The 18,857-nt window shown below is 71.0% G+C and carries 12 protein-coding genes; 7 read left to right on the forward strand and 5 right to left on the reverse strand.

The window, feature by feature from the left end; translation table 11 throughout:
- Positions 1-58 precede the first annotated feature (58 nt).
- Positions 59-2,686, forward strand: coding sequence for a SpoIIE family protein phosphatase (locus ACFYP4_RS18690; RefSeq protein WP_358850264.1), 2,628 nt, complete (start codon positions 59-61; stop codon positions 2,684-2,686).
- A gap of 23 nt (positions 2,687-2,709) precedes the next feature.
- Here ACFYP4_RS18690 and ACFYP4_RS18695 read toward each other — a convergent pair whose 3' ends face one another.
- On the reverse strand, positions 2,710-3,129 hold the full coding sequence (locus ACFYP4_RS18695; RefSeq protein ID WP_358850263.1) for a hypothetical protein: 420 nt from the start codon (positions 3,127-3,129) through the stop codon (positions 2,710-2,712).
- 105 nt (positions 3,130-3,234) lie between these two features.
- On the opposite strand from ACFYP4_RS18695, the gene ACFYP4_RS18700 reads away from it, so the two are divergent.
- Positions 3,235-4,497: a hypothetical protein gene (locus ACFYP4_RS18700; protein ID WP_388786363.1), complete on the forward strand. Its 1,263-nt coding sequence runs from the start codon at positions 3,235-3,237 to the stop codon at positions 4,495-4,497.
- A 21-nt stretch (positions 4,498-4,518) separates the two neighbouring features.
- Here ACFYP4_RS18700 and ACFYP4_RS18705 read toward each other — a convergent pair whose 3' ends face one another.
- From ACFYP4_RS18705 to ACFYP4_RS18720, 4 genes are read right to left on the reverse strand one after another with little or no spacing between them, the layout of a single operon-like run.
- Positions 4,519-5,289: a succinate dehydrogenase/fumarate reductase iron-sulfur subunit gene (locus ACFYP4_RS18705; RefSeq protein ID WP_358850256.1), complete on the reverse strand. Its 771-nt coding sequence runs from the start codon at positions 5,287-5,289 to the stop codon at positions 4,519-4,521.
- Positions 5,286-7,268 (reverse strand): fumarate reductase/succinate dehydrogenase flavoprotein subunit, encoded by a 1,983-nt coding sequence (locus ACFYP4_RS18710; protein WP_358850255.1) that lies wholly within the window; start codon positions 7,266-7,268, stop codon positions 5,286-5,288. The genes ACFYP4_RS18705 and ACFYP4_RS18710 overlap by 4 nt, the downstream gene beginning before the upstream one ends.
- Complete coding sequence (locus ACFYP4_RS18715; RefSeq protein WP_358850254.1) at positions 7,268-8,089, reverse strand: hypothetical protein; 822 nt, start codon at positions 8,087-8,089, stop codon at positions 7,268-7,270. Before ACFYP4_RS18715 ends, ACFYP4_RS18710 begins: the two co-directional genes overlap by 1 nt.
- 19 nt (positions 8,090-8,108) lie before the next feature.
- Positions 8,109-8,396: a hypothetical protein gene (locus tag ACFYP4_RS18720; RefSeq protein WP_358850253.1), complete on the reverse strand. Its 288-nt coding sequence runs from the start codon at positions 8,394-8,396 to the stop codon at positions 8,109-8,111.
- Positions 8,397-9,970: 1,574 nt separating this feature from the next.
- Here ACFYP4_RS18720 and ACFYP4_RS18725 point away from each other — a divergent pair.
- From ACFYP4_RS18725 to ACFYP4_RS18745, 5 genes are all read left to right on the forward strand, one after another.
- Complete coding sequence (locus ACFYP4_RS18725; RefSeq protein WP_388786874.1) at positions 9,971-12,232, forward strand: ABC transporter family substrate-binding protein; 2,262 nt, start codon at positions 9,971-9,973, stop codon at positions 12,230-12,232.
- Positions 12,233-12,392: 160 nt separating this feature from the next.
- Positions 12,393-14,309, forward strand: a complete 1,917-nt coding sequence (gene typA / locus ACFYP4_RS18730; RefSeq protein WP_358850251.1) for a translational GTPase TypA — start codon at positions 12,393-12,395, stop codon at positions 14,307-14,309.
- Between the two features lie 548 nt (positions 14,310-14,857).
- Positions 14,858-15,886, forward strand: coding sequence for an ABC transporter permease (locus tag ACFYP4_RS18735; protein WP_358850250.1), 1,029 nt, complete (start codon positions 14,858-14,860; stop codon positions 15,884-15,886).
- A gap of 113 nt (positions 15,887-15,999) precedes the next feature.
- Complete coding sequence (locus tag ACFYP4_RS18740) at positions 16,000-17,796, forward strand: ABC transporter substrate-binding protein (RefSeq protein ID WP_388786366.1); 1,797 nt, start codon at positions 16,000-16,002, stop codon at positions 17,794-17,796.
- Positions 17,797-17,877: 81 nt separating this feature from the next.
- The gene (locus ACFYP4_RS18745; RefSeq protein WP_358850248.1) at positions 17,878-18,855 is read left to right on the forward strand and encodes an ABC transporter permease; all 978 of its coding nucleotides are present in this window, start codon (positions 17,878-17,880) and stop codon (positions 18,853-18,855) included.
- The last annotated feature ends 2 nt before the right edge of the window (positions 18,856-18,857 follow it).

The following is an 18,857-nucleotide window of genomic DNA, read 5'->3' on the forward strand; positions in this document are numbered from 1 at the left end:
CGGGCAGCCGCCCCCGGTGACCGGTGCCGGACGCGGTGAGCTGGAGGGGACGGTTCGCGTGAGCGAGATACCAGCGAAGGCCACGGAGTCCGAGGATCCGTCGGACCGCGCCAGGGCCGACGCCGCGGCGGGCGAGGTCCCGCCCGACGGGTCCGGCGGCACCGTGGGCTACGCGGAGGGCGCGGGCGACGCGATGTGGCAGAGCAGTCCGCCCGGCTCGATCTACGACTACATCAAGGTCGCCTCGTTCTCCATCGGTCCCGACGGGCTCGTCGACCAGTGGAGCCTGCGTGCCGAGCACCTCTTCGGGATCTCCGCCGGGCAGGCCGTCGGCATGGATCCCATCGAGGCCTTCGTCGCCTCCGACCAGCGCGAGCGCGGCCACCGCAAGATGACGGAGATCCTCGACGGTCGCGAGTGGACCGGCGTGGTGCCCTTCCGGCTGCCGGCCCCCGCCGAGGACGGCGGCCCCGTTGAAGGCCTCGCCGAGGTCTACGTGATGCCCACCACGACCGAGCACGGCGAGCGGGCCGCCGTCTGCATCGTCGTGGACGTGCGCACCCTGCGCCGCATCGAGACGGACCTCGCCGCCTCGCAGGCGATTTTCGGTCAATCTCCCTTCGGCTTCCTGCTGATCGACAGCGACCTGCGGATCCGCCGGGCCAACGAGCGGTTCGCCTCGGTCTTCGGCGGCGGCGTCGACGACCACCGCGGCCGAACCGTCCACGACTACCTGCCGCGCTCGGAGGCCGAGCGCGTCTCCGCGACGCTGCGGCGCGTCCTGGAGACGGGCAACTCCATCACCGACATGCACGTCACGGGCCAGGTGCCCGACTCCGACGAGCGCCGCCACTGGTCCGTCAACCTCTACCGCGTGCACAGCGGCACCGGCCGCCCCATCGGGATCGCGTGGCTGGGAACCGACATCACCCGCCGTCGCGCCGCCGCCCGCGAGGCCGCCGCGGCCCGCCGCAACCTGGCCCTCCTGAACGAGGCCGGCGCCCGCATAGGGAACTCCCTCGACCTCGAGACCACCGCCCGCGAACTCCTCGACGTCGTCGTCCCCGGCTTCTGCGACCTCGCGACCGTCGACCTCTACCAGGGGCTGCTGGCCGGCGACGAGACCCCGCCCGGCCTTGCCGACGGCAGCGCGGAACTGCGCCGCGTCGCCTTCTCCAGCGCCGTCTCCGACGCACCCTTCGACGGCGGGCCCGTGCCCGTGGCCGTCGGGGCCGTGCACCACTACCCCTTCAACTCGCCCTGCGCGGACGCCCTGCGCACCGCGCGCCCGCAGCACATACCCGCCGACGAGAGCGGTCCCATACAGTCCACGCTCGCCGTGCCGATGGTCGCGCACGACACCGTCGTGGGACTGGCCCAGTTCTCCCGTACGAAGGGCAGCGAGCCGTTCGGCGAACGGGACCGCGCCCTCGCCGTCGAGCTGGCCGCGCGGGCCGCCGTCTGCATCGACAACGCCCGCCTGTACCGGCGTGAGCACGAGCGGGCGCTGATGCTGCAGCGCTCCCTGCTGCCCCCAGGCGACCCCGAGGCCTCCGGCCTGGACATCGCCTGCCGCTATCTCCCGGGCAACGCGGCCACCGAGGTCGGCGGCGACTGGTTCGACGTCATCGAACTCCCGGGACACCGCACGGCGCTGGTCGTCGGCGACGTCATGGGCCGCGGTCTGCGGGCCGCCGTCGCGATGGGGGAGCTGCGCACCGCCGTACGGACCCTGGCGCTGCTGGACCTCGAACCGGCCGAGGTGCTCTCGGCGCTGGACGAGATCGCCCGCGGGCTCGGCACCCCCGGCGGCGTCCAGCAGGCCACCCGCGCGGCCCGCCAGCCCCGCGACGCCGACCTGTCCGAGGTGTACCTCGCCACCTGCGTGTACGCGGTCTACGACTCCGTCACCCGGCGGTGCACCTTCGCCAACGCGGGCCACCTGCCGCCGGTGCTGGTCGAGCCCGGCGAGACCGCGCTGATGCTCGACGTGCCGCCGGGCATGCCTCTCGGGGTCGGCGGCGAACCCTTCGAGGAGGTCGAGGTCGAGCTGCCGGAGGGCGCTCTGCTCGCGCTCTACACGGACGGACTGGTCGAATCGCGCGACCATCCGCTCGACGAGGGACTCCAGGCGTTCGTCGGCGCCCTCACCGACCCGACCGACCCCCTGGAGGACGTCTGCGACCACGTCCTCAGCACCCTCGACACCCACCACGGCGAGGACGACATCGCGCTGCTCATGGCGCGTGTCCAGGGGCTGCCCGCCGACTCCGTCGGCGACTGGACGCTGCCGCGCGAGCCGCGCAGCGTGGGCCGCGCCCGTGAGTACGCGCGCGCCCGGCTCCAGTCCTGGGACCTGGAACCCCTCATCGACACGGCGGAACTGCTGGTCAGCGAACTGGTGACGAACGCCCTGCGGTACGGCGAGGGTGAGATCCGGCTGCGGCTGCTGCTCGACCGGACGCTGGTGTGCGAGGTCTGGGACGCCGGGCTCGTCCAGCCGCGCAGGCGCCGGGCGCGCGACACCGACGAGGGCGGGCGTGGCCTCCAGTTGGTCGGGCTGCTCTCCGCGGCCTGGGGTTCTCGTCGGACGCCCCGCGGCAAGACGGTCTGGTTCGAACTCCCGCTCCCCGACGGGGAGACCAGTCTCGCGGACCCGGCCGAGGCCCTGCTCAGCCTGTTCTGACCCTCACCGACCCTCACCGACCCTCACCGACCGTCACTCGGCGGATCCGGCGGTTCGCCCCGCCCGGGTGACCCGGGTGAGCCGGGTGTGGCGTCTGCGCGGGGCCGGGGGGCACCGCCGGGCGTCGTACGGGTACGGGCGCGCCGGGTGCGCCGCAGGTACCCGTACGCGGCAAGCGCCCCCGCGACGGTCACCGTGGCGAGGGGCAGCACCAGGTCGGCGCCGGACGTCTCGTTCTCGTCGGCGGGGTCAGCGGCTCCATGGCCGGGGGGCGACGGCCGTGCGGGAGGTGCGGCGGTGGCATCCGGCCGCTCGGCCGCACCGGCCGCCGGGCCCTCGGCCGCCGTCGCCGCGACCGGCGGGAGCAGCCAGCCCGCCGCCATCATCCCCCCGGCGAGGGCGTACGCCGCCCGTGCCCGGCCGCGGCTGAGGAGTGACGTCACCTCTGGGAGCGTATGGCCCCCTGCGCGACGGCGCGAGCGGTCCGCCGTCGGGGTGCGGCGTCTAAGGTACGGGGGGTTCGGGGGAGCGGCGGAGGGGCGTGGGGGATGCACACGGGGCCGGGCACATCGGATCCGCGGAACGCGGCGAACGGCAGTGACGACGAAGCCGGGGGACAGCCCCGGCCGGACCGTCCCGGGAAGCCGGGCGAGGACGGAGCACGGTCACCGTCCGACGCCATCGGCGCTGAGGGGGACAGCGGCGCCGAGGGCGACAAGGGGTTGCCCGGAGTCCCCGGTGCGGACCGGGCACGTCCGTCCGCCGTCGCCGGGTGGCGGCGGCGGGTGCTGGACCTGTGGCGGCGGCCGTCGCTGAGGTGGCCAAGACGCGTCGCGCTCGCCCTCGTGACCGTCCTGCTGCTCCCGGTGCTGGCGGCCGGCATCGCCCTGCGGGTCAACTACGCGGGAGACCCGGCCCCGGGCACCCGGACCCGCGACCGGGACGCCCTCTGGCTGGGGCACGCCTGGGTCGACGGGCGGAAACGGGACGCGGACGTCGGGGACCTGGCCCGGCGGCTGCGAAGGACCGGGATCCGGGACCTGTACGTGCACGCGGGACCGCTGGAGCACGACGGGACGCTGCCCCGGTCGGCGTATCCGAGGGCCCGTTGGCTGATCACGGCCGTGCACCGCGAACTGCCGGGCGTCCGTGTCCAGGCCTGGCTTGGCGACGCGCTCGCGAGTGAGGGGCCGCACGGGATGCGACTGGAGCGGGAGGCGACCCGGGCCGCGGTCGTCCGCTCCACCCGGCAGATCCTCGCGGCCGGCTTCGACGGTGCCCACTTCGATCTGGAACCCCTGCACTCGGGCGACCGTAACTACCTCTCCCTGCTGGACGGCCTGCGCCGGGTCACCCGCGCCGAGGGCGTCCCGCTGTCCGTCGCCGCCCACCAGATCGACCCGCTCCCGGCGGCCAACTCCGTACGGGGCGCCCTGACGGGACACCCCAAGTGGTGGTCGCAGGCGTACTTCGGGCAGGTTGCCCGCCGGGTCGACCAGATCGCCGTCATGACGTACGACACCGCGCTGCCGCTGGAGAGCCTGTTCGGCGGCTACGTCGCCCAGCAGACCTCCCTCGCCCTCGAAGTCACGCCCGAGTCGACGGACCTGCTGATGGGGCTGCCCTTCTTCCACGAGGACGACATGAGCCATCACGAGTCCGCCGAGACGGTCGCCGCAGCGGTCCGCGGCACCCGCCTCGGCCTCTCCCGCACGGACCGCACCCGCACCCGCTTCGGCGTGGCCCTGTACGTCGACTTCGCGGCCCACGAGGAGGACTGGGCGGCGTACCGGGAGGGCTGGGCCGGGTGACCGCGGGCGCCGCCCGGCCGCTCAGGACCGCCGCCTCCTGATCCTGGAGCCCAGCCACACCAGGGGGTCGTACTTGCGGTCCACCGCTCGTTCCTTCAGGGGGATCAGGGCGTTGTCCGTGATCTTGATGTTCTCGGGGCAGACCTCGGTGCAGCACTTGGTGATGTTGCAGTAGCCGAGACCGTGGTCCTCCTGGGCGGAGCGTTTGCGGTCCAGGCCGCTGTCGGCGGCGGCGTCCAGAGGGTGCATGTCCAGTTCGGCGACGCGCATCAGGAAGCGGGGGCCGGCGAACGCCGGTTTGTTCTCCTCGTGGTCGCGCACCACATGGCAGGTGTCCTGGCACAGGAAGCACTCGATGCACTTGCGGAACTCCTGCGAGCGGTCCACGTCCTGCTGCTGCATCCGGTACTCACCGGGTCCCAGGCCGGCGGGGGGCACGAAGGCGGGGACCTCGCGCGCCTTCGTGTAGTTGAAGCCGACGTCCGTCACCAGGTCACGGACGACGGGGAACGCGCGCAGGGGCGTGACGGTGATCGTCTCCTCCCGGGTGAACACGGACATCCGGGTCATGCACATCAGCCGCGGCCGCCCGTTGATCTCCGCGGAGCACGAACCGCACTTGCCCGCCTTGCAGTTCCAGCGCACGGCCAGATCGGGAGCCTGCGTCGCCTGAAGACGGTGGACGATGTCGAGGACGACCTCCCCGTCGTTCACCTCGACCGTGAAGTCCTCCAGGTCACCGCCCCCAATGTCGCCGCGCCACACCTTGAAGCGGGCCTCATAGCTGCTCACTCGTACAGCTCCTCTTCGGCGAGGTACTTGACCAGCTCCTCCTTCTCGAAGAGGGCGAGCAGGTCGGGGCGGATGCGTTCGGTGGTCGTCCGGACGAGGTCGATCTGACCGCGCACCGGATCCGTGGCGGCCAACCCGCCCGTCGGGTCGGTCAGTCGGCACAGCAGGTTGACTCGGCGCCAGGCGCGGTCCATCGCCGGGTGGTCCTCACGGGTGTGGCCGCCGCGCGACTCCGTCCGCTCCAGCGCGGCCCGCGCCACGCACTCGCTGACGAGGAGCATGTTGCGCAGGTCCAGGGCGAGGTGCCAGCCCGGGTTGAACTGGCGGTGACCCTCCACCCCGGCCCGCCGGGCCCGTACCCGCAGGTCGGCGAGCTTCTCCAGCGCCGCCTCCATCTCCGCCTCGCGGCGGATGATGCCGACGAGGTCGTTCATCGTCTGCTGGAGTTCCTGGTGGAGGGTGTACGGGTTCTCCGGCGGGCGCCCGTTCTCGCGGCCCGGCTCGGGACCCTCCGCGGAGAAGGGCCGCAGGGCCTCGGCGGCCGCCGCGTCGATCTGGAGGTCATCCACGCCCGGGCGCTCCCCGGCGAGGCCGGCGGCGTACTCGGCGGCGTGCAGGCCCGCGCGGCGCCCGAACACCAGCAGGTCGGAAAGGGAGTTGCCGCCCAGCCGGTTGGACCCGTGCATGCCGCCGGCGACTTCGCCCGCCGCGTACAGCCCCGGCACTCCGCGCGCCGCCGCCGTGTCCGACTCCACGGCGATGCCGCCCATCACGTAGTGGCAGGTCGGGCCGACCTCCATCGCCTCGGCCGTGATGTCGACGTCGGCCAGTTCCTTGAACTGGTGGTACATGGACGGCAGTCGGCGCCGGATGACGTCGGCGGGCATCCGGGTGGAGACGTCCAGGAAGACCCCGCCGTGCGGGGAGCCGCGGCCCGCCTTGACCTCGGCGTTGATGGCCCGCGCGACCTCGTCGCGCGGCAGCAGCTCGGGGGGCCGCCGGTTGTGGTCCGGGTCCTCGTACCAGCGGTCGCCCTCCTCCTCCGACTGGGCGTACTTCTCCTTGAAGACGTCGGGGACGTAGTCGAACATGAAGCGTTCGCCGTCGGAGTTGCGCAGCACGCCGCCGTCCCCGCGCACGGACTCCGTCACGAGGATGCCCTTCACCGACGGCGGCCAGACCATGCCCGTCGGGTGGAACTGCACGAACTCCATGTTCAGCAGGGGCGCCCCGGCGAGCAGCGCGAGCGCGTGGCCGTCACCGGTGTACTCCCACGAGTTCGACGTCACCTTGAAGGACTTGCCGATGCCGCCGGTGGCGATGACCACGGACGGCGCCTGGAGGACGAAGAAGCGGCCCGACTCCCGCTCGTAGCAGAACGCGCCGGAGACCCTCCGCCCGCCTCCGGCCGGGGGGACCCCCGTCCCGCTCCGCTCGCCGTCCATCAGGATCCGGGTGACCGTGCACTCCTGGTAGACCTTCAGGCGTGACTCGTAGTCGCCCGTCTCCCGGTAATCCTCCTGCTGGAGGGAGACGATCTTCTGCTGGAGGGTGCGGATCAGTTCGAGACCGGTCCGGTCGCCGACGTGCGCGAGCCGCGGATACTCGTGCCCGCCGAAGTTGCGCTGCGAGATCCGTCCGTCGCCCGTGCGGTCGAAGAGGGCGCCCCAGGTCTCCAGCTCCCAGACCCGGTCGGGCGCCTCCTGGGCGTGCAGCTCGGCCATCCGCCACTGGTTGAGGAACTTGCCGCCGCGCATGGTGTCACGGAAGTGGACCTGCCAGTTGTCGCCGGAGTTCACGTTGCCCATGGCGGCCGCGATGCCGCCCTCGGCCATCACCGTGTGCGCCTTGCCGAACAGCGACTTGCAGATCACCGCCGTACGCGCGCCGCGCTCGCGGGCCTCGACGGCGGCCCGGAGTCCGGCGCCGCCGGCACCGACCACCACGACGTCCCACTCCTGCCGCTCCACTGCGGACATCAGAAAAACCTCGGATCGTCGAAGGCGCCGGACGCGACCAGGTACACGTAGAGGTCGGCGAGTGCCACGCTCACCAACGAGGCCCAGGCGAGCGCCATGTGACGGGCGTTCAGCCTGCCGACCCACTGCCACATCCGGTAGCGCACGGGATGCCGGGAGAAGTGCTTCAGCTTGCCGCCGACGATGTGCCGGCATGAGTGGCACGAGAGCGTGTACGCCCAGATCAGCACGATGTTGACCAGGAAGACCAGGCTGCCGAGACCCATGTGGCCCCACGCGTAGTGCTCGTCGCGGAACGCGAGCACGGTGTCGTACGTGAGGATCCCGGCGACGCCGATCGCGGCGTAGAAGAAGTACCGGTGGACGTTCTGCAGGACCAGCGGGAAGCGGGTCTCACCGGTGTACTTCTTGTGCGGCTCGGCGACCGCGCAGGCCGGCGGACTCGCCCAGAAGCCCCGGTAGTAGGCCTTGCGGTAGTAGTAGCAGGTCAGCCGGAAGCCGAGCGGGAAGATCAGGATGATGATCGCAGGCGAGAGGGCCCACCAGCTGCCGAACAGGTCCGCGTTGGGCCCGGAGTGCATGGGCGCGCACCGCTCGGCCAGACAGGGTGAGTAGAACGGCGAGACGTACGGGGCGGAGTAGTAGTCGGTGTCCGCGAAGGCCCGCCAGGTCGAGTAGACGACGAAGGCGAGCAGCCCGGCCGCGGTGCCGGCGGGCGCCAGCCACCAGCGGTCGGTCCGCAGATGCGGGGCGGCGATCGCGGCACGCGTACGGGTGCGTACGCCGCCGCCGTCCTGAGGGGGTTCCGTACCAGTGGTCAACTGTCGCTCCGGTCGGTGGTCAGGGGGCGTGCCGGTCGCGGGCGCCGAGTCCCTCGTCGTCCGAGTCGGTCCACAGGGAGCTGTCGTACGGGGTGTCGGGGATCGAGAGCAGCTCGGGCCGCCCGGGTGCGGTCAGTGCCGGGGCTGCCTCGCGCAGCAGGGCGAAGCTCTCGCGTAGATGGTCGGCGTCGGTGCGCACGCGGCGCATCTCCAGTCCGGCGCCCATCTGCTGTTCCAGTCGCCCCACGCACCTGGAGAGGTCGTCCAGGCAGCGCTGAACGGACGTCAAATCGTCGTGCACGGACATGACTTGCCCTCACTTCCACGGGCCTCGGGCCCCAGGCGGCAACGTTCATGCGCCTGCGAGTGTCGCGCGTCACACGAGCCCCTGTGAAGAGATCTGCACGGATTCCCGGCGCGCGGCCCACGAGCACGCGCTGGCGGCGCCGTGCCCCGGAAGCCCCACCCGTGGCCGGGAAGCGCCGCCCGGGCAGAGCTCCCCGGGGCCGACCCCTCCCGGGAGCCCCACCACCTGACTGGGGCTCCGCCCCGTGCCCCCCGGGGGCTTTGGCCGCCCCCCCGGGAGCTCCGCCATCTGCCCTGGGCTTCGCCCCGTGGCCGGGAAGCGCCGCCCGCGGCCCGGGAGCCCCGCCCCCTGCCCGGGGGCTTCGCCCGTGCCCCTGGGGCTGCGCCCCGTGGCCGGGAGCTTCGCCCGCGGCCGGGAGCCCCGCCCCCTGCCCGGGGGCTTCGCCCCGTGCCCCAGGGGGCTTTGCCCTGCCCCGGCGGCTCCCCCCCCCGGGGGGGGGGGGGACTCTGCGCCCCTGCCGGGGTGCTTTGCCCCGTGCCTCGGGGGCCCCGCAGCCTGCCCGAAGGCTTCGCCCCGGCCCGGGGCTTCGCCCGTGCCCCTGGGGGCTTCACCCCGTGGCCGGGAGCGCCGCCCGCGGCCCGGGAGCTTCGCCCGCCGCCCGGCGGCTGCGCCCCGTGGTCCGGGGTGCCTCGCCCCGTGCCCCAGGGGGGCTTTGCCCCCCGGGAGCTCGCCCCCTGCCCGGGGGCCTCACCCCGTACCGAGAAGCGCCGCCCGCGCCCCGGGAGCTTCGCCCACGGCCCGACGGCTGCGCCCCGTGGTCCGGGGTGTCTCGCCCTGCACCCGAGAGGGCTTTGCCCGTACCCCGGCGGCTTCGGCAGGCCGCCGTCGCCGATCACCGGGATACCCGTGGGTCGGGCCGCGAGGGCCGCCTGCCCCCCTGGCCGGGAGCGAGCGCCGCCCGTGCCCCGGCGGCTTCGCCCTCTGCCCGGGAGCGCCGCCCGCGCCCCAGGAGCTTCACCCGCGGCCCGACGGCTTCGCCCCGTGGTCCGGGGTGCCTCGCCCCGCGCCCCAGAGGGCTTTGCCCGTACGCCGGCGGCTGCGCCCCGTGGGCCCGGGTGCCTCGCCCCGCACCCCCAAGGGCTTTGCCCGTACCCCGGCGGCTCCGCCCCCTGCCCCGGGGGCCTCGCCCTGGCTTGGAAGCCTCGCGTGTGCCCCTGTGTTGCCTCGCCCCGTGCCCCAGGGGAGCTTTGCCCGTGCCCCGGCGGCTTCGCACGCCGCCCGGGAGCGCCGCCCGTTGTCCGGAGGCCTCGCCCCGTGCCCCGGGAGGCCTCGCCCGTGCCCGGGTCTCGCCCCGTGCCCCGGGGGGCCTCGCCCCTAGGGGCAGGGCATTGCGCCGCACGGGTGGGCTTCGCGCCCGCCCCCGCCGTGTCGTCGTCCCGGGGCGTCCGGGCTCCCCTTCAGTGGGCCGCATAGATCTGATCAGCTCCATATACCGCCAAACGTGATCAGAATCCGCACTGACGCACTGTCCTCCTGGCGGAGCGGCAGCGCGGTGAGACCCGGAGGTTGCAGTGGTGTCCCACGACGGCATCGGACTGCGCGCGGTCATGCGCTCGGTCGCGTTTCTCACCGCGGGCGCACTCGCGGTGCCCGCTCTCGCCGCGTGCAGCGCGGAGGACCGGGCGGGCAGACCCCTCGCCGGGCAGGACATCGCGCCCGCGTCCCGTGACCGGGTCGCCGACGGCGGCACCCTGCGCTGGGCGGTGGACGCCGTACCGGAGACGCTGAACACCTTCCAGGCGGACGCCGACGCGGCGACCTCGCGGATCGCGGGCGCCGTCCTGCCCGCCATGTACCGGACCGACGCCATGGGCCGCCCCGTGCGCAACGCCGACTTCCTGGAGTCGGCCAAGGTCGTCGACCGCGAGCCCAAGCAGGTCGTCCTCTACAAGCTCAACCAGCAGGCGGTCTGGAGCGACGGCCGCGAGATCGGGGCCGCCGACTTCACCGCCCAGTGGCGGGCGCTGTCCGGCAAGGACACCGCGTACTGGACGGCCCGCAACGCCGGCTACGACCGCATCGAGAAGATCGAACGCGGCGCCAGCAACCTCGAGGTCCGGGTCACCTTCAGCCGCCCCTACGCGGACTGGAAGTCACTGTTCTCGCCGCTGTACCCCAAGGAGGTCATGGGGACCCCCGACACCTTCAACGACGGCGCCCGCCGCAAGCTGAAGGTGACCGCGGGCCCCTTCGCGCTGAAGAAGATCGACCGCCAGGACGGCGACATCACCCTCACCCGCAACCCGCGCTGGTGGGGCAGTCCCGCCAAGCTCTCCGAGCTGGTGCTGCGGGCCGTGCCGCGCGACCAGCGGGCCGCCGCCCTCGACGCCGACAAGGTCGACCTGGCCGAGATCGACCCGGAGGAGGCCCGGCGGATCACCCGTGCCGCCACCAAGGGCAGCGCTCCGCACCAGGGACCCGGCGCCGCGGCCGGCACCGCCGAGGCACTGCGCTCCCGGGCCGCCGCCGACGGCTCGGACGAGAAGGCCGCGGACAAGGAAATCCGCGCCCGCGAGAAGCAGCGCAGGGCACTCGCGAAGTACGCGGACCGGCAGTCGGTCCTGCGCGGCTTCGAGGTCCGCAAGTCGCTCGAACCCTCGTTCACCCAGCTCGCCCTGAACGGTGCCGAGGGCCCCCTCGCCGACGAGCGCGTCCGGCGCGCCGTCGCCCGCGCCATCGACCGCGAGGAACTGGCCCGGATCGTCCTCAAGCCGCTCGGTCTGCCCGCCGTCCCGGTGGGCAGCCACCTCGCGCTGTCCGGCCAGCTCGCGTACGCCGACAGCAGCGGCACCCTCGGCGGCCAGGACACCGCCGAGGCCCGGGCGCTGCTCGCCGATGCCGGCTGGGTGCCCGGCGGTCCCGTCAAGGAGCAGCAGAAGCCCGACAAGGCGGCCGGGTCCGAGGGGCAGAAGCCGGACGCCGAGTCCGGTACCGGCGACGACGGGACGTACATCGTCGGTGAGGACGACAAGCCGGCCGGCAGGGTCTCCGAGGGCGAACGGGAGCGGCAGGCCGGCCGGGAGCGGACGAAGGATTCCGAGGATCACGCGCAGAAGCACGGCAAGGAGGAGCGGCGTACCGCGGACGACCAGGCCGCCAGACCCCTGGACGGCCGGCGGTACGTGCGCGAGCACGGCAGGCAGGGCGGCGCTCCCGGGGCGTACGCGCCGAAGGGCACGGCCGCACCGGCCGGCGCCGCGGCGGGCGCGCTGGCCAAGGACGGCAAGCCGCTGACCCTGCGGTTCGTGCTGCCCTCGGGGCCCGGCTCGGAGTCGCTGCGCGCGGTCGGCGCGCGGATCGCGAGGATGCTGGACCGGGTGGGGATCCGCACGGAGATCTCGAAGGTCTCGGACGGCAGCTACTTCAAGGACCACATCGCGTCCGGCCAGTACGACCTGGCGCTGTACTCGTGGCCCGCCTCGGCGTTCCCGGCCACCGACGCCCGGCCCATCTACGCCAAGCCGGTCCCGGCGGCCGACGGCTCGCTGAACGTCGAGCAGAACTACACCCGGGTCGGCACCGACCAGGTCGACCAGCTGTTCGACCAGGCCATCGCGGAGCTCGACGAGGGGGAGTCGCGGGACCTGGTGCGCAAGGCGGACTCCCGCATCTGGGCCGCCGCAGGATCGATTCCTCTCTATCAGCGCCCCCAGCTCACGGCCGCCCGCCTGAACCTGGCCAACGCCGGGGCCTTCGGTTTCCAGACCCCGCACTACGAGGACATGGGCTTCCTGAAGAAGGGCGCGAAGCCCGCCCCGGGCCCGTCCAAGAGCTGACCCGGGGCGGCCGTGACCGCCCCGTCGGCCCGGCCCGCGTGGCCCTGCGGAGGCTGCCTCCGTCAGGGCCACGTACCATGGGGTAAGGCCGTGGCGTGTTCAGCCCGGCAGGCCCCGCGCAGCGGAGGCCGTCCACTCACCCCGGGAGAAGCGCCTCAATATGGCTGTGACTGCAACGCGTCACGACATCCGCAACGTCGCCATCGTCGCCCACGTCGACCACGGCAAGACCACCCTGGTCGACGCCATGCTCAAGCAGGCCGGTGCCTTCGCCGCGCACGCCGCCGAGTCGCTCGACGACCGCATGATGGACTCGAACGACCTGGAGCGTGAGAAGGGCATCACGATCCTGGCCAAGAACACGGCGGTCAAGTACCACCCGAAGGATGGCGGCGACGTCATCACCATCAACATCATCGACACCCCCGGCCACGCCGACTTCGGCGGCGAGGTCGAGCGCGGTCTGTCGATGGTCGACGCGGTCGTGCTGCTGGTCGACGCCTCCGAGGGCCCGCTGCCGCAGACGCGCTTCGTGCTCCGCAAGGCCCTGCAGGCCCGGATGCCCGTCATCCTCTGCATCAACAAGACGGACCGCCCCGACTCCCGGATCGACGAGGTCGTCAACGAGACGTACGACCTGTTCCTGGACCTGGACGCGGACGAGGAGCAGATCGAGTTCCCGATCGTCTACGCCTGCGCGCGTGACGGCGTGGCCTCGCTGACCAAGCCGGAGGACGGCACCGTCCCGGCGGACAGCGACAGCCTGGAGCCCTTCTTCTCCACGATCCTCTCGCACGTCCCGGCTCCTCAGTACGACGAGGAGGCCCCGCTCCAGGCGCACGTCACGAACCTGGACGCCGACAACTTCCTCGGCCGTATCGCGCTGCTCCGCGTCGAGCAGGGCGAGCTGCGCAAGGGCCAGACCGTCACGTGGATCAAGCGCGACGGCACGATGTCCAATGTGCGCATCACCGAGCTGCTGATGACCGAGGCGCTCACCCGCAAGCCCGCCGAGAAGGCCGGCCCCGGTGACATCTGCGCCGTCGCCGGTATCCCGGACATCATGATCGGCGAGACCCTCGCCGACCCCGAGAACCCGGTCGCGCTGCCGCTCATCACGGTCGACGAGCCGGCGATCTCGATGACCATCGGTACCAACACCTCGCCGCTGGTCGGCCGGGGTGCCACGGGCAAGGGCGCGGACAACAAGGCCGCGGTCAAGGACCGCAAGGTCACCGCCCGCCAGGTCAAGGACCGGCTGGACCGCGAGCTGATCGGTAACGTCTCGCTGCGCGTGCTCGACACCGAGCGTCCCGACGCCTGGGAGGTGCAGGGCCGCGGTGAGCTGGCGCTGGCCATCCTGGTCGAGCAGATGCGCCGTGAGGGCTTCGAGCTGACGATCGGCAAGCCGCAGGTGGTCACCCAGGTCATCGACGGCAAGGTCCACGAGCCCGTCGAGCGCATGACGATCGACGTCCCCGAGGAGCACATGGGCGCGGTCACGCAGCTCATGGGCGTCCGCAAGGGCCGGATGGACAACATGTCCAACCACGGCTCCGGCTGGGTCCGCCTGGAGTTCGTCGTCCCCTCCCGCGGTCTCATCGGCTTCCGTACGGAGTTCCTCACCGGTACGCGCGGCACCGGCATCGCGCACTCGATCCACGAGGGCCACGAGCCGTGGTTCGGCCCGCTGACGACCCGTAACAACGGTTCGCTGGTCGCCGACCGCTCCGGCGCCGTCACCGCGTTCGCGATGACGAACCTCCAGGAGCGCGGTGTGCTCTTCGTGGAGCCCGGCACCGAGGTGTACGAGGGCATGATCGTCGGTGAGAACTCGCGCGCCGACGACATGGACGTGAACATCACCAAGGAGAAGAAGCTCACCAACATGCGGTCGGCCGCCGCCGACTCCTTCGAGGCGATCGTGCCGCCGCGCAAGCTCTCCCTGGAGCAGTCGCTGGAGTTCTGCCGCGACGACGAGTGCGTCGAGGTGACCCCGGAGGCCGTGCGCATCCGCAAGGTGAACCTGGACGCCCGGGAGCGCGCGCGCTCCGCGAGCCGCGCCAAGCACGGCTGAACCAGCCCACTGAGCCCGGGCACCCCCATCGTGGGGGTGCCCGGGCTTTTTGCAACCGGTTTTTCCCTCACAGTGTCCGGAATGCGGACCCCTTCGACCGCTACGCGAGTAACACGTCCGTTTCGGGGGTTTCTTCGCGGATCAGTTTGTCCAGATTTTGGAAGATGTACGCGTCAGCTGTGATTGAACCGAGACCTTAAGACAGTGGTCGGTAGTTGCCTCATGGCAGATAGTTAGCCGCGTAACGCTCGGGTCAATGGGTCATGCGCTGTTCGGACAGCGCCGACTCGCGAGCACAGCGGGGTGTTTGACCCTCCGTCAGGGGTGTCGGAGGACTGTCACTGGCCCCCTCCTGTCCGTGCACCGGTTGAGTCATGAGGAGGCACCCAATGCCGACTACGCGTGTTCATCTGCGAGTTTCCGCACTCCGCACTTCCGTGCGCCGCGCTCGATAGGCACTCGTTTCTCCTGATCCGCATGGTCCGACCTGTGGCAGTCCACATCCGGTGGCGGCCACGGGCTCGGCGTACCCATGAAATGGATGCATCATGACGAGTCCGATCGAGACCGAGGGCGCCCGTACCTCGCCCGAGTTGGACGAGGAAGCCGGACCCCGCTCCGTCGAGCAGTCACAGAAGCCGCAGGGCAGATCCCCCGGCCAGCTGATGTGGCGCCGGTTCAAACGAGACCGCACCGGTGTGGTCTCGGCGTACATCGTCCTGTTCTTCTTCGCGGTCGCGGGCCTCGCCCCGCTGATCTCGAAGGTGTACGGCAAGAACCCGTACACGCTGTACGGCCAGGACGATCCGCTGCTCCTGAACGACTTCAACATGCCCTCCGGGCCCAACGGCGGCATCACGTCCGAGTTCTGGTTCGGGATCGAACCCACCCTGGGACGAGACGTGTTCACGCAGCTGTTGTACGGCATGCGCACCTCGCTCTACACGGCACTCGCGGCAACCGTCGCGATGGTGCTGATGGGCATCGTGATCGGCCTCGTGGGCGGGTACTTCGGGGGCAAGGTCGACTACTGGCTCGGCCGGCTCACGGACTTCCTGCTGGCGTTCCCGCAGCAGCTCTTCATGATCGCGGCGATGCCGGTGATCACCACGGTGTTCGTCGCCTCGGACGAGGAGACACCCACCTACATCCATACGCTCGCCATCATCGGCGTGTTGTGGTTCCTCGGCTGGATGGGGCTCGCCCGGCTGATCCGGGCGGTCACTCTTTCCCTGCGGGAGCGGGAGTTCGTCGAGGCGGCGAAGGTCGCGGGCGCCTCGCCCTGGCGGATCATCCGCAAGGAACTGCTGCCCAACCTCGTCACGCCGATCCTGGTGCAGGGCACCTACATGCTGCCCAGCACCATCCTCTCGGTCGCCTTCCTCTCCTTCGTCGGGGTCGGCTACTCGGAACCGACCCCTGACTGGGGGCGGATGTTCGCCATCGGCTCGGGCATCTACGAGCAGGACCCGGTCTACATGTTCTTCCCGGGTGTCGCCATGGTCGTCTTCGTCGTGGCGTTCAACCTTCTCGGCGACTCGGTCCGGGACGCCTTCGACCCCAAGACGGGTCGCTGACCCGAACGGCGCGAAGGCGCCGCCCCGGGGAGCCGGTCATGTCCGGCCGTGCACTGCCATGCGGTACCAGCGGATCCTCCGATCACTACTCACAGGCAGGTGGACTCGACTCCATGAACATCCTCAGTTCCCGAAGAGGGCGGACCGCCATGGTCGCGGTCGCGGCCGGCGCTCTGGCGCTGGCCGGCTGCAGCAGCGGTGATGACAGCGGCACGAAGGGCAACAGCAAGAGCAAGAAGGAGGCAGCGGCGCAGTCGGCCGCGGTGAGGACGGGGACCGCTGAGGACTCCAAGGGCCCCGCCCCGGAGGTGAAGGGCGCCCGCTCCGGCGGCACCATGCAGGTCTATCAGGAGACCGACTTCTCACACCTCGACCCGGGGCAGATATACGTCAGCGACGGCGGCCTGCTCTCGAAGCTCGTCTACCGGGGGCTGACGACGTACAAGGAGGACGCCAAGGGCGGCCTCACCGTCGTGGGCGACGTCGCCACCGACCCCGGCAAGATGTCGGACGGGGGCAGGACCTGGACGTACACGCTGAAGAGCGGCGTCAAGGACGAGACCGGTCACGTGATCGACTCGGCAGACGTCCGCCACACCGTCGAGCGGCTCTACGACCCGTTCATCACGGACGGCCCGTCCTACATCCAGCAGTGGCTGTCGGGTTCCGGCACCACCTACCGCGAGGCCTACGCCGGCCCGTTCAAGGACAAGCACCTGCCCGACACGGTCCTGGAGACCCCGGACGACAAAACGGTCGTCTTCCACTTCGAGACCGCGCAGCCCGACCTGCCGCAGGCCCTGGCCATGGCCGGCTACTCCATCGTCCCGAAGAAGACGGACACCAAGGCCAAGTACGACACCAGGCCCGTCGCCGTCGGTCCCTACAAAATCTCGGAACTGAAGGCCGGCAAGAGCGTGAAGCTGGTCAGGAACGCCAACTGGGACGCCGCGACCGACCCGCTGCGCCACCAGTACGTCGACGGCTTCGACATCGAGATCAACCACGACGACGAGGACCAGACCAAAACGATTCTCGCCGACCGCGGGGACGCCAGGAACGCGGTCATGTTCACCGGACAGGTCGCCACCACCCAGGTGCAGAAGGTGGTTTCCGACGCTGCGGCCATGAAGCGGACGATCCAGGGCTACGCCCCGTACGTGTGGCAGATGAACTTCAACATGGACCGCGTCAAGGACAAGAAGATCCGCGATGCGATCACCTACGCCATGCCGTCCACCGCGGTGTTCAAGGCCGACGGCGGCGCGTACGGCGGTGAAGTCGCCAACAGTCTGATGTCGCCCACGACTCCGGGCTACCAGAAGGACTTCGACCCCTTCAACCGGTCCGAGAAGCCCAACGGCGACATCGCCAAGGCCAAGCGGTTGATCGAGCAGGCCGGCGCCAAGGGCAAGAAGATCGTCTATGCCTACGCCAACACCCCGGTCCGCCAGCAGCAGGCCGTCCTCATCGAGAACGCACTGGAAAAAGTCGGCCTCGACGTCCAGAAGAAGGAGATCGACTCGGCCACCTGGTACGAGCAGGTCGGCAAGGTGAAGAACGGCTACGACATCTACATGACCGGCTGGGGCCAGGACTGGCCTTCCGCCAACACGGTCTTCCCGCCACTGTACGACGGCACGCAGATCCAGGACGGTGCGTCGAACTACTCGCACATCAACGACGACCACGTGAACTCCGAGATCCAGCGCATCCAGAAGGTCTCGGACTCAGCCGAATCGGCCAAGGCCTGGACCGCGCTGAACCAGTACATCAGCAAGAAGATCAACCCGGCGTCGCCGATCTACTACACCAAGGTGTTCCAGATCGCCGGCTCCAACGTCGGCGGCCTGCGCTACTCCACGGTGACGAGCTACACCGACGTCACCCAGCTCTACCTCAAGAGCTGACCACGGTCCCGGGGCGCTCTGCCCGCAGTGCGCCCCGGGCGCTCCTGTCCCCGGCCGCCGTCCCGAGAGCAGCGATCCGCCATGCTTCGATTCGTCATCCGCCGGCTGTTCGGCGCGGTTCTCATCCTGTTGCTGATCAGCGCCTTCACGTTCTTCATGTACTACGCCATCCCCCAGGACCCGGCGACGCTGGCGTGCGGCAAGAACTGCACCCCGGACGCGCTGGCGATCATCCACAAGAACCTGGGCCTGGACGATCCGGTGCCGGTGCAGTACTGGAAGTTCCTCGTGGGGATCTTCGCGGGGCGCGACTTCGCCGTGGGCCACTGTCCGGCCCCCTGCTTCGGTGTCTCCTTCCGGGACCAGCAGATGGTCTGGGACACGATCATGGACCGCTTCCCGCTCACGCTGTCGCTCACCGTCGGCGGACTGGTCGTCTTCCTCGTGGTCGGCCTCGGTACCGGCATGATCGCCGCACGGTTCCGTGGGACCTGGCTGGACAAGATGTTCAGCAGCTTCTCGCTGGTCCTCAGCTCGATGCAGATCTATTTCCTCGGACCGGTGGTGCTCGGCCTGTTCGTCTACAGCACCGGCTGGCTGGACAAGCCCAAGTACGTGCCGTTCACGGAGAGTCCGGCGCAGTGGTTCACGGGCCTGCTGATCCCCTGGCTGGTGATGTCGGTCATCTTCACCGCCAACTACACCCGCCTGTCGCGCTCGACGATGATCGAACAGCTCCAGGAGGAGCACGTACGGGCGGCCCGCGCGAAGGGCATGGCCGGTCGGTACGTCTTCTTCCGGTACGCCTGGCGCGGTTCGCTGATCCCGATCCTCACCATCCTCGGCATCGACCTCTCCGCACTGCTCGGCGGCGCCGTCGTCACCGAGTTCACCTTCGGGCTCGCCGGGCTGGGGCGTCTGGCGGTGGAGTCCGTCGTCGGCAAGGACCTGCCGAAGCTGATGGGCGTGATGATCATCAGCGCCGCGTTCATCCTGTTCCTCAACGTCATCGTGGACGCCCTGTACGCGGTGGTCGACCCCCGTGTACGTCTGTCGTAGTC

This window comes from Streptomyces sp. NPDC005551 (genome assembly GCF_042871785.1).
Lineage (GTDB): Bacteria > Actinomycetota > Actinomycetes > Streptomycetales > Streptomycetaceae > Streptomyces.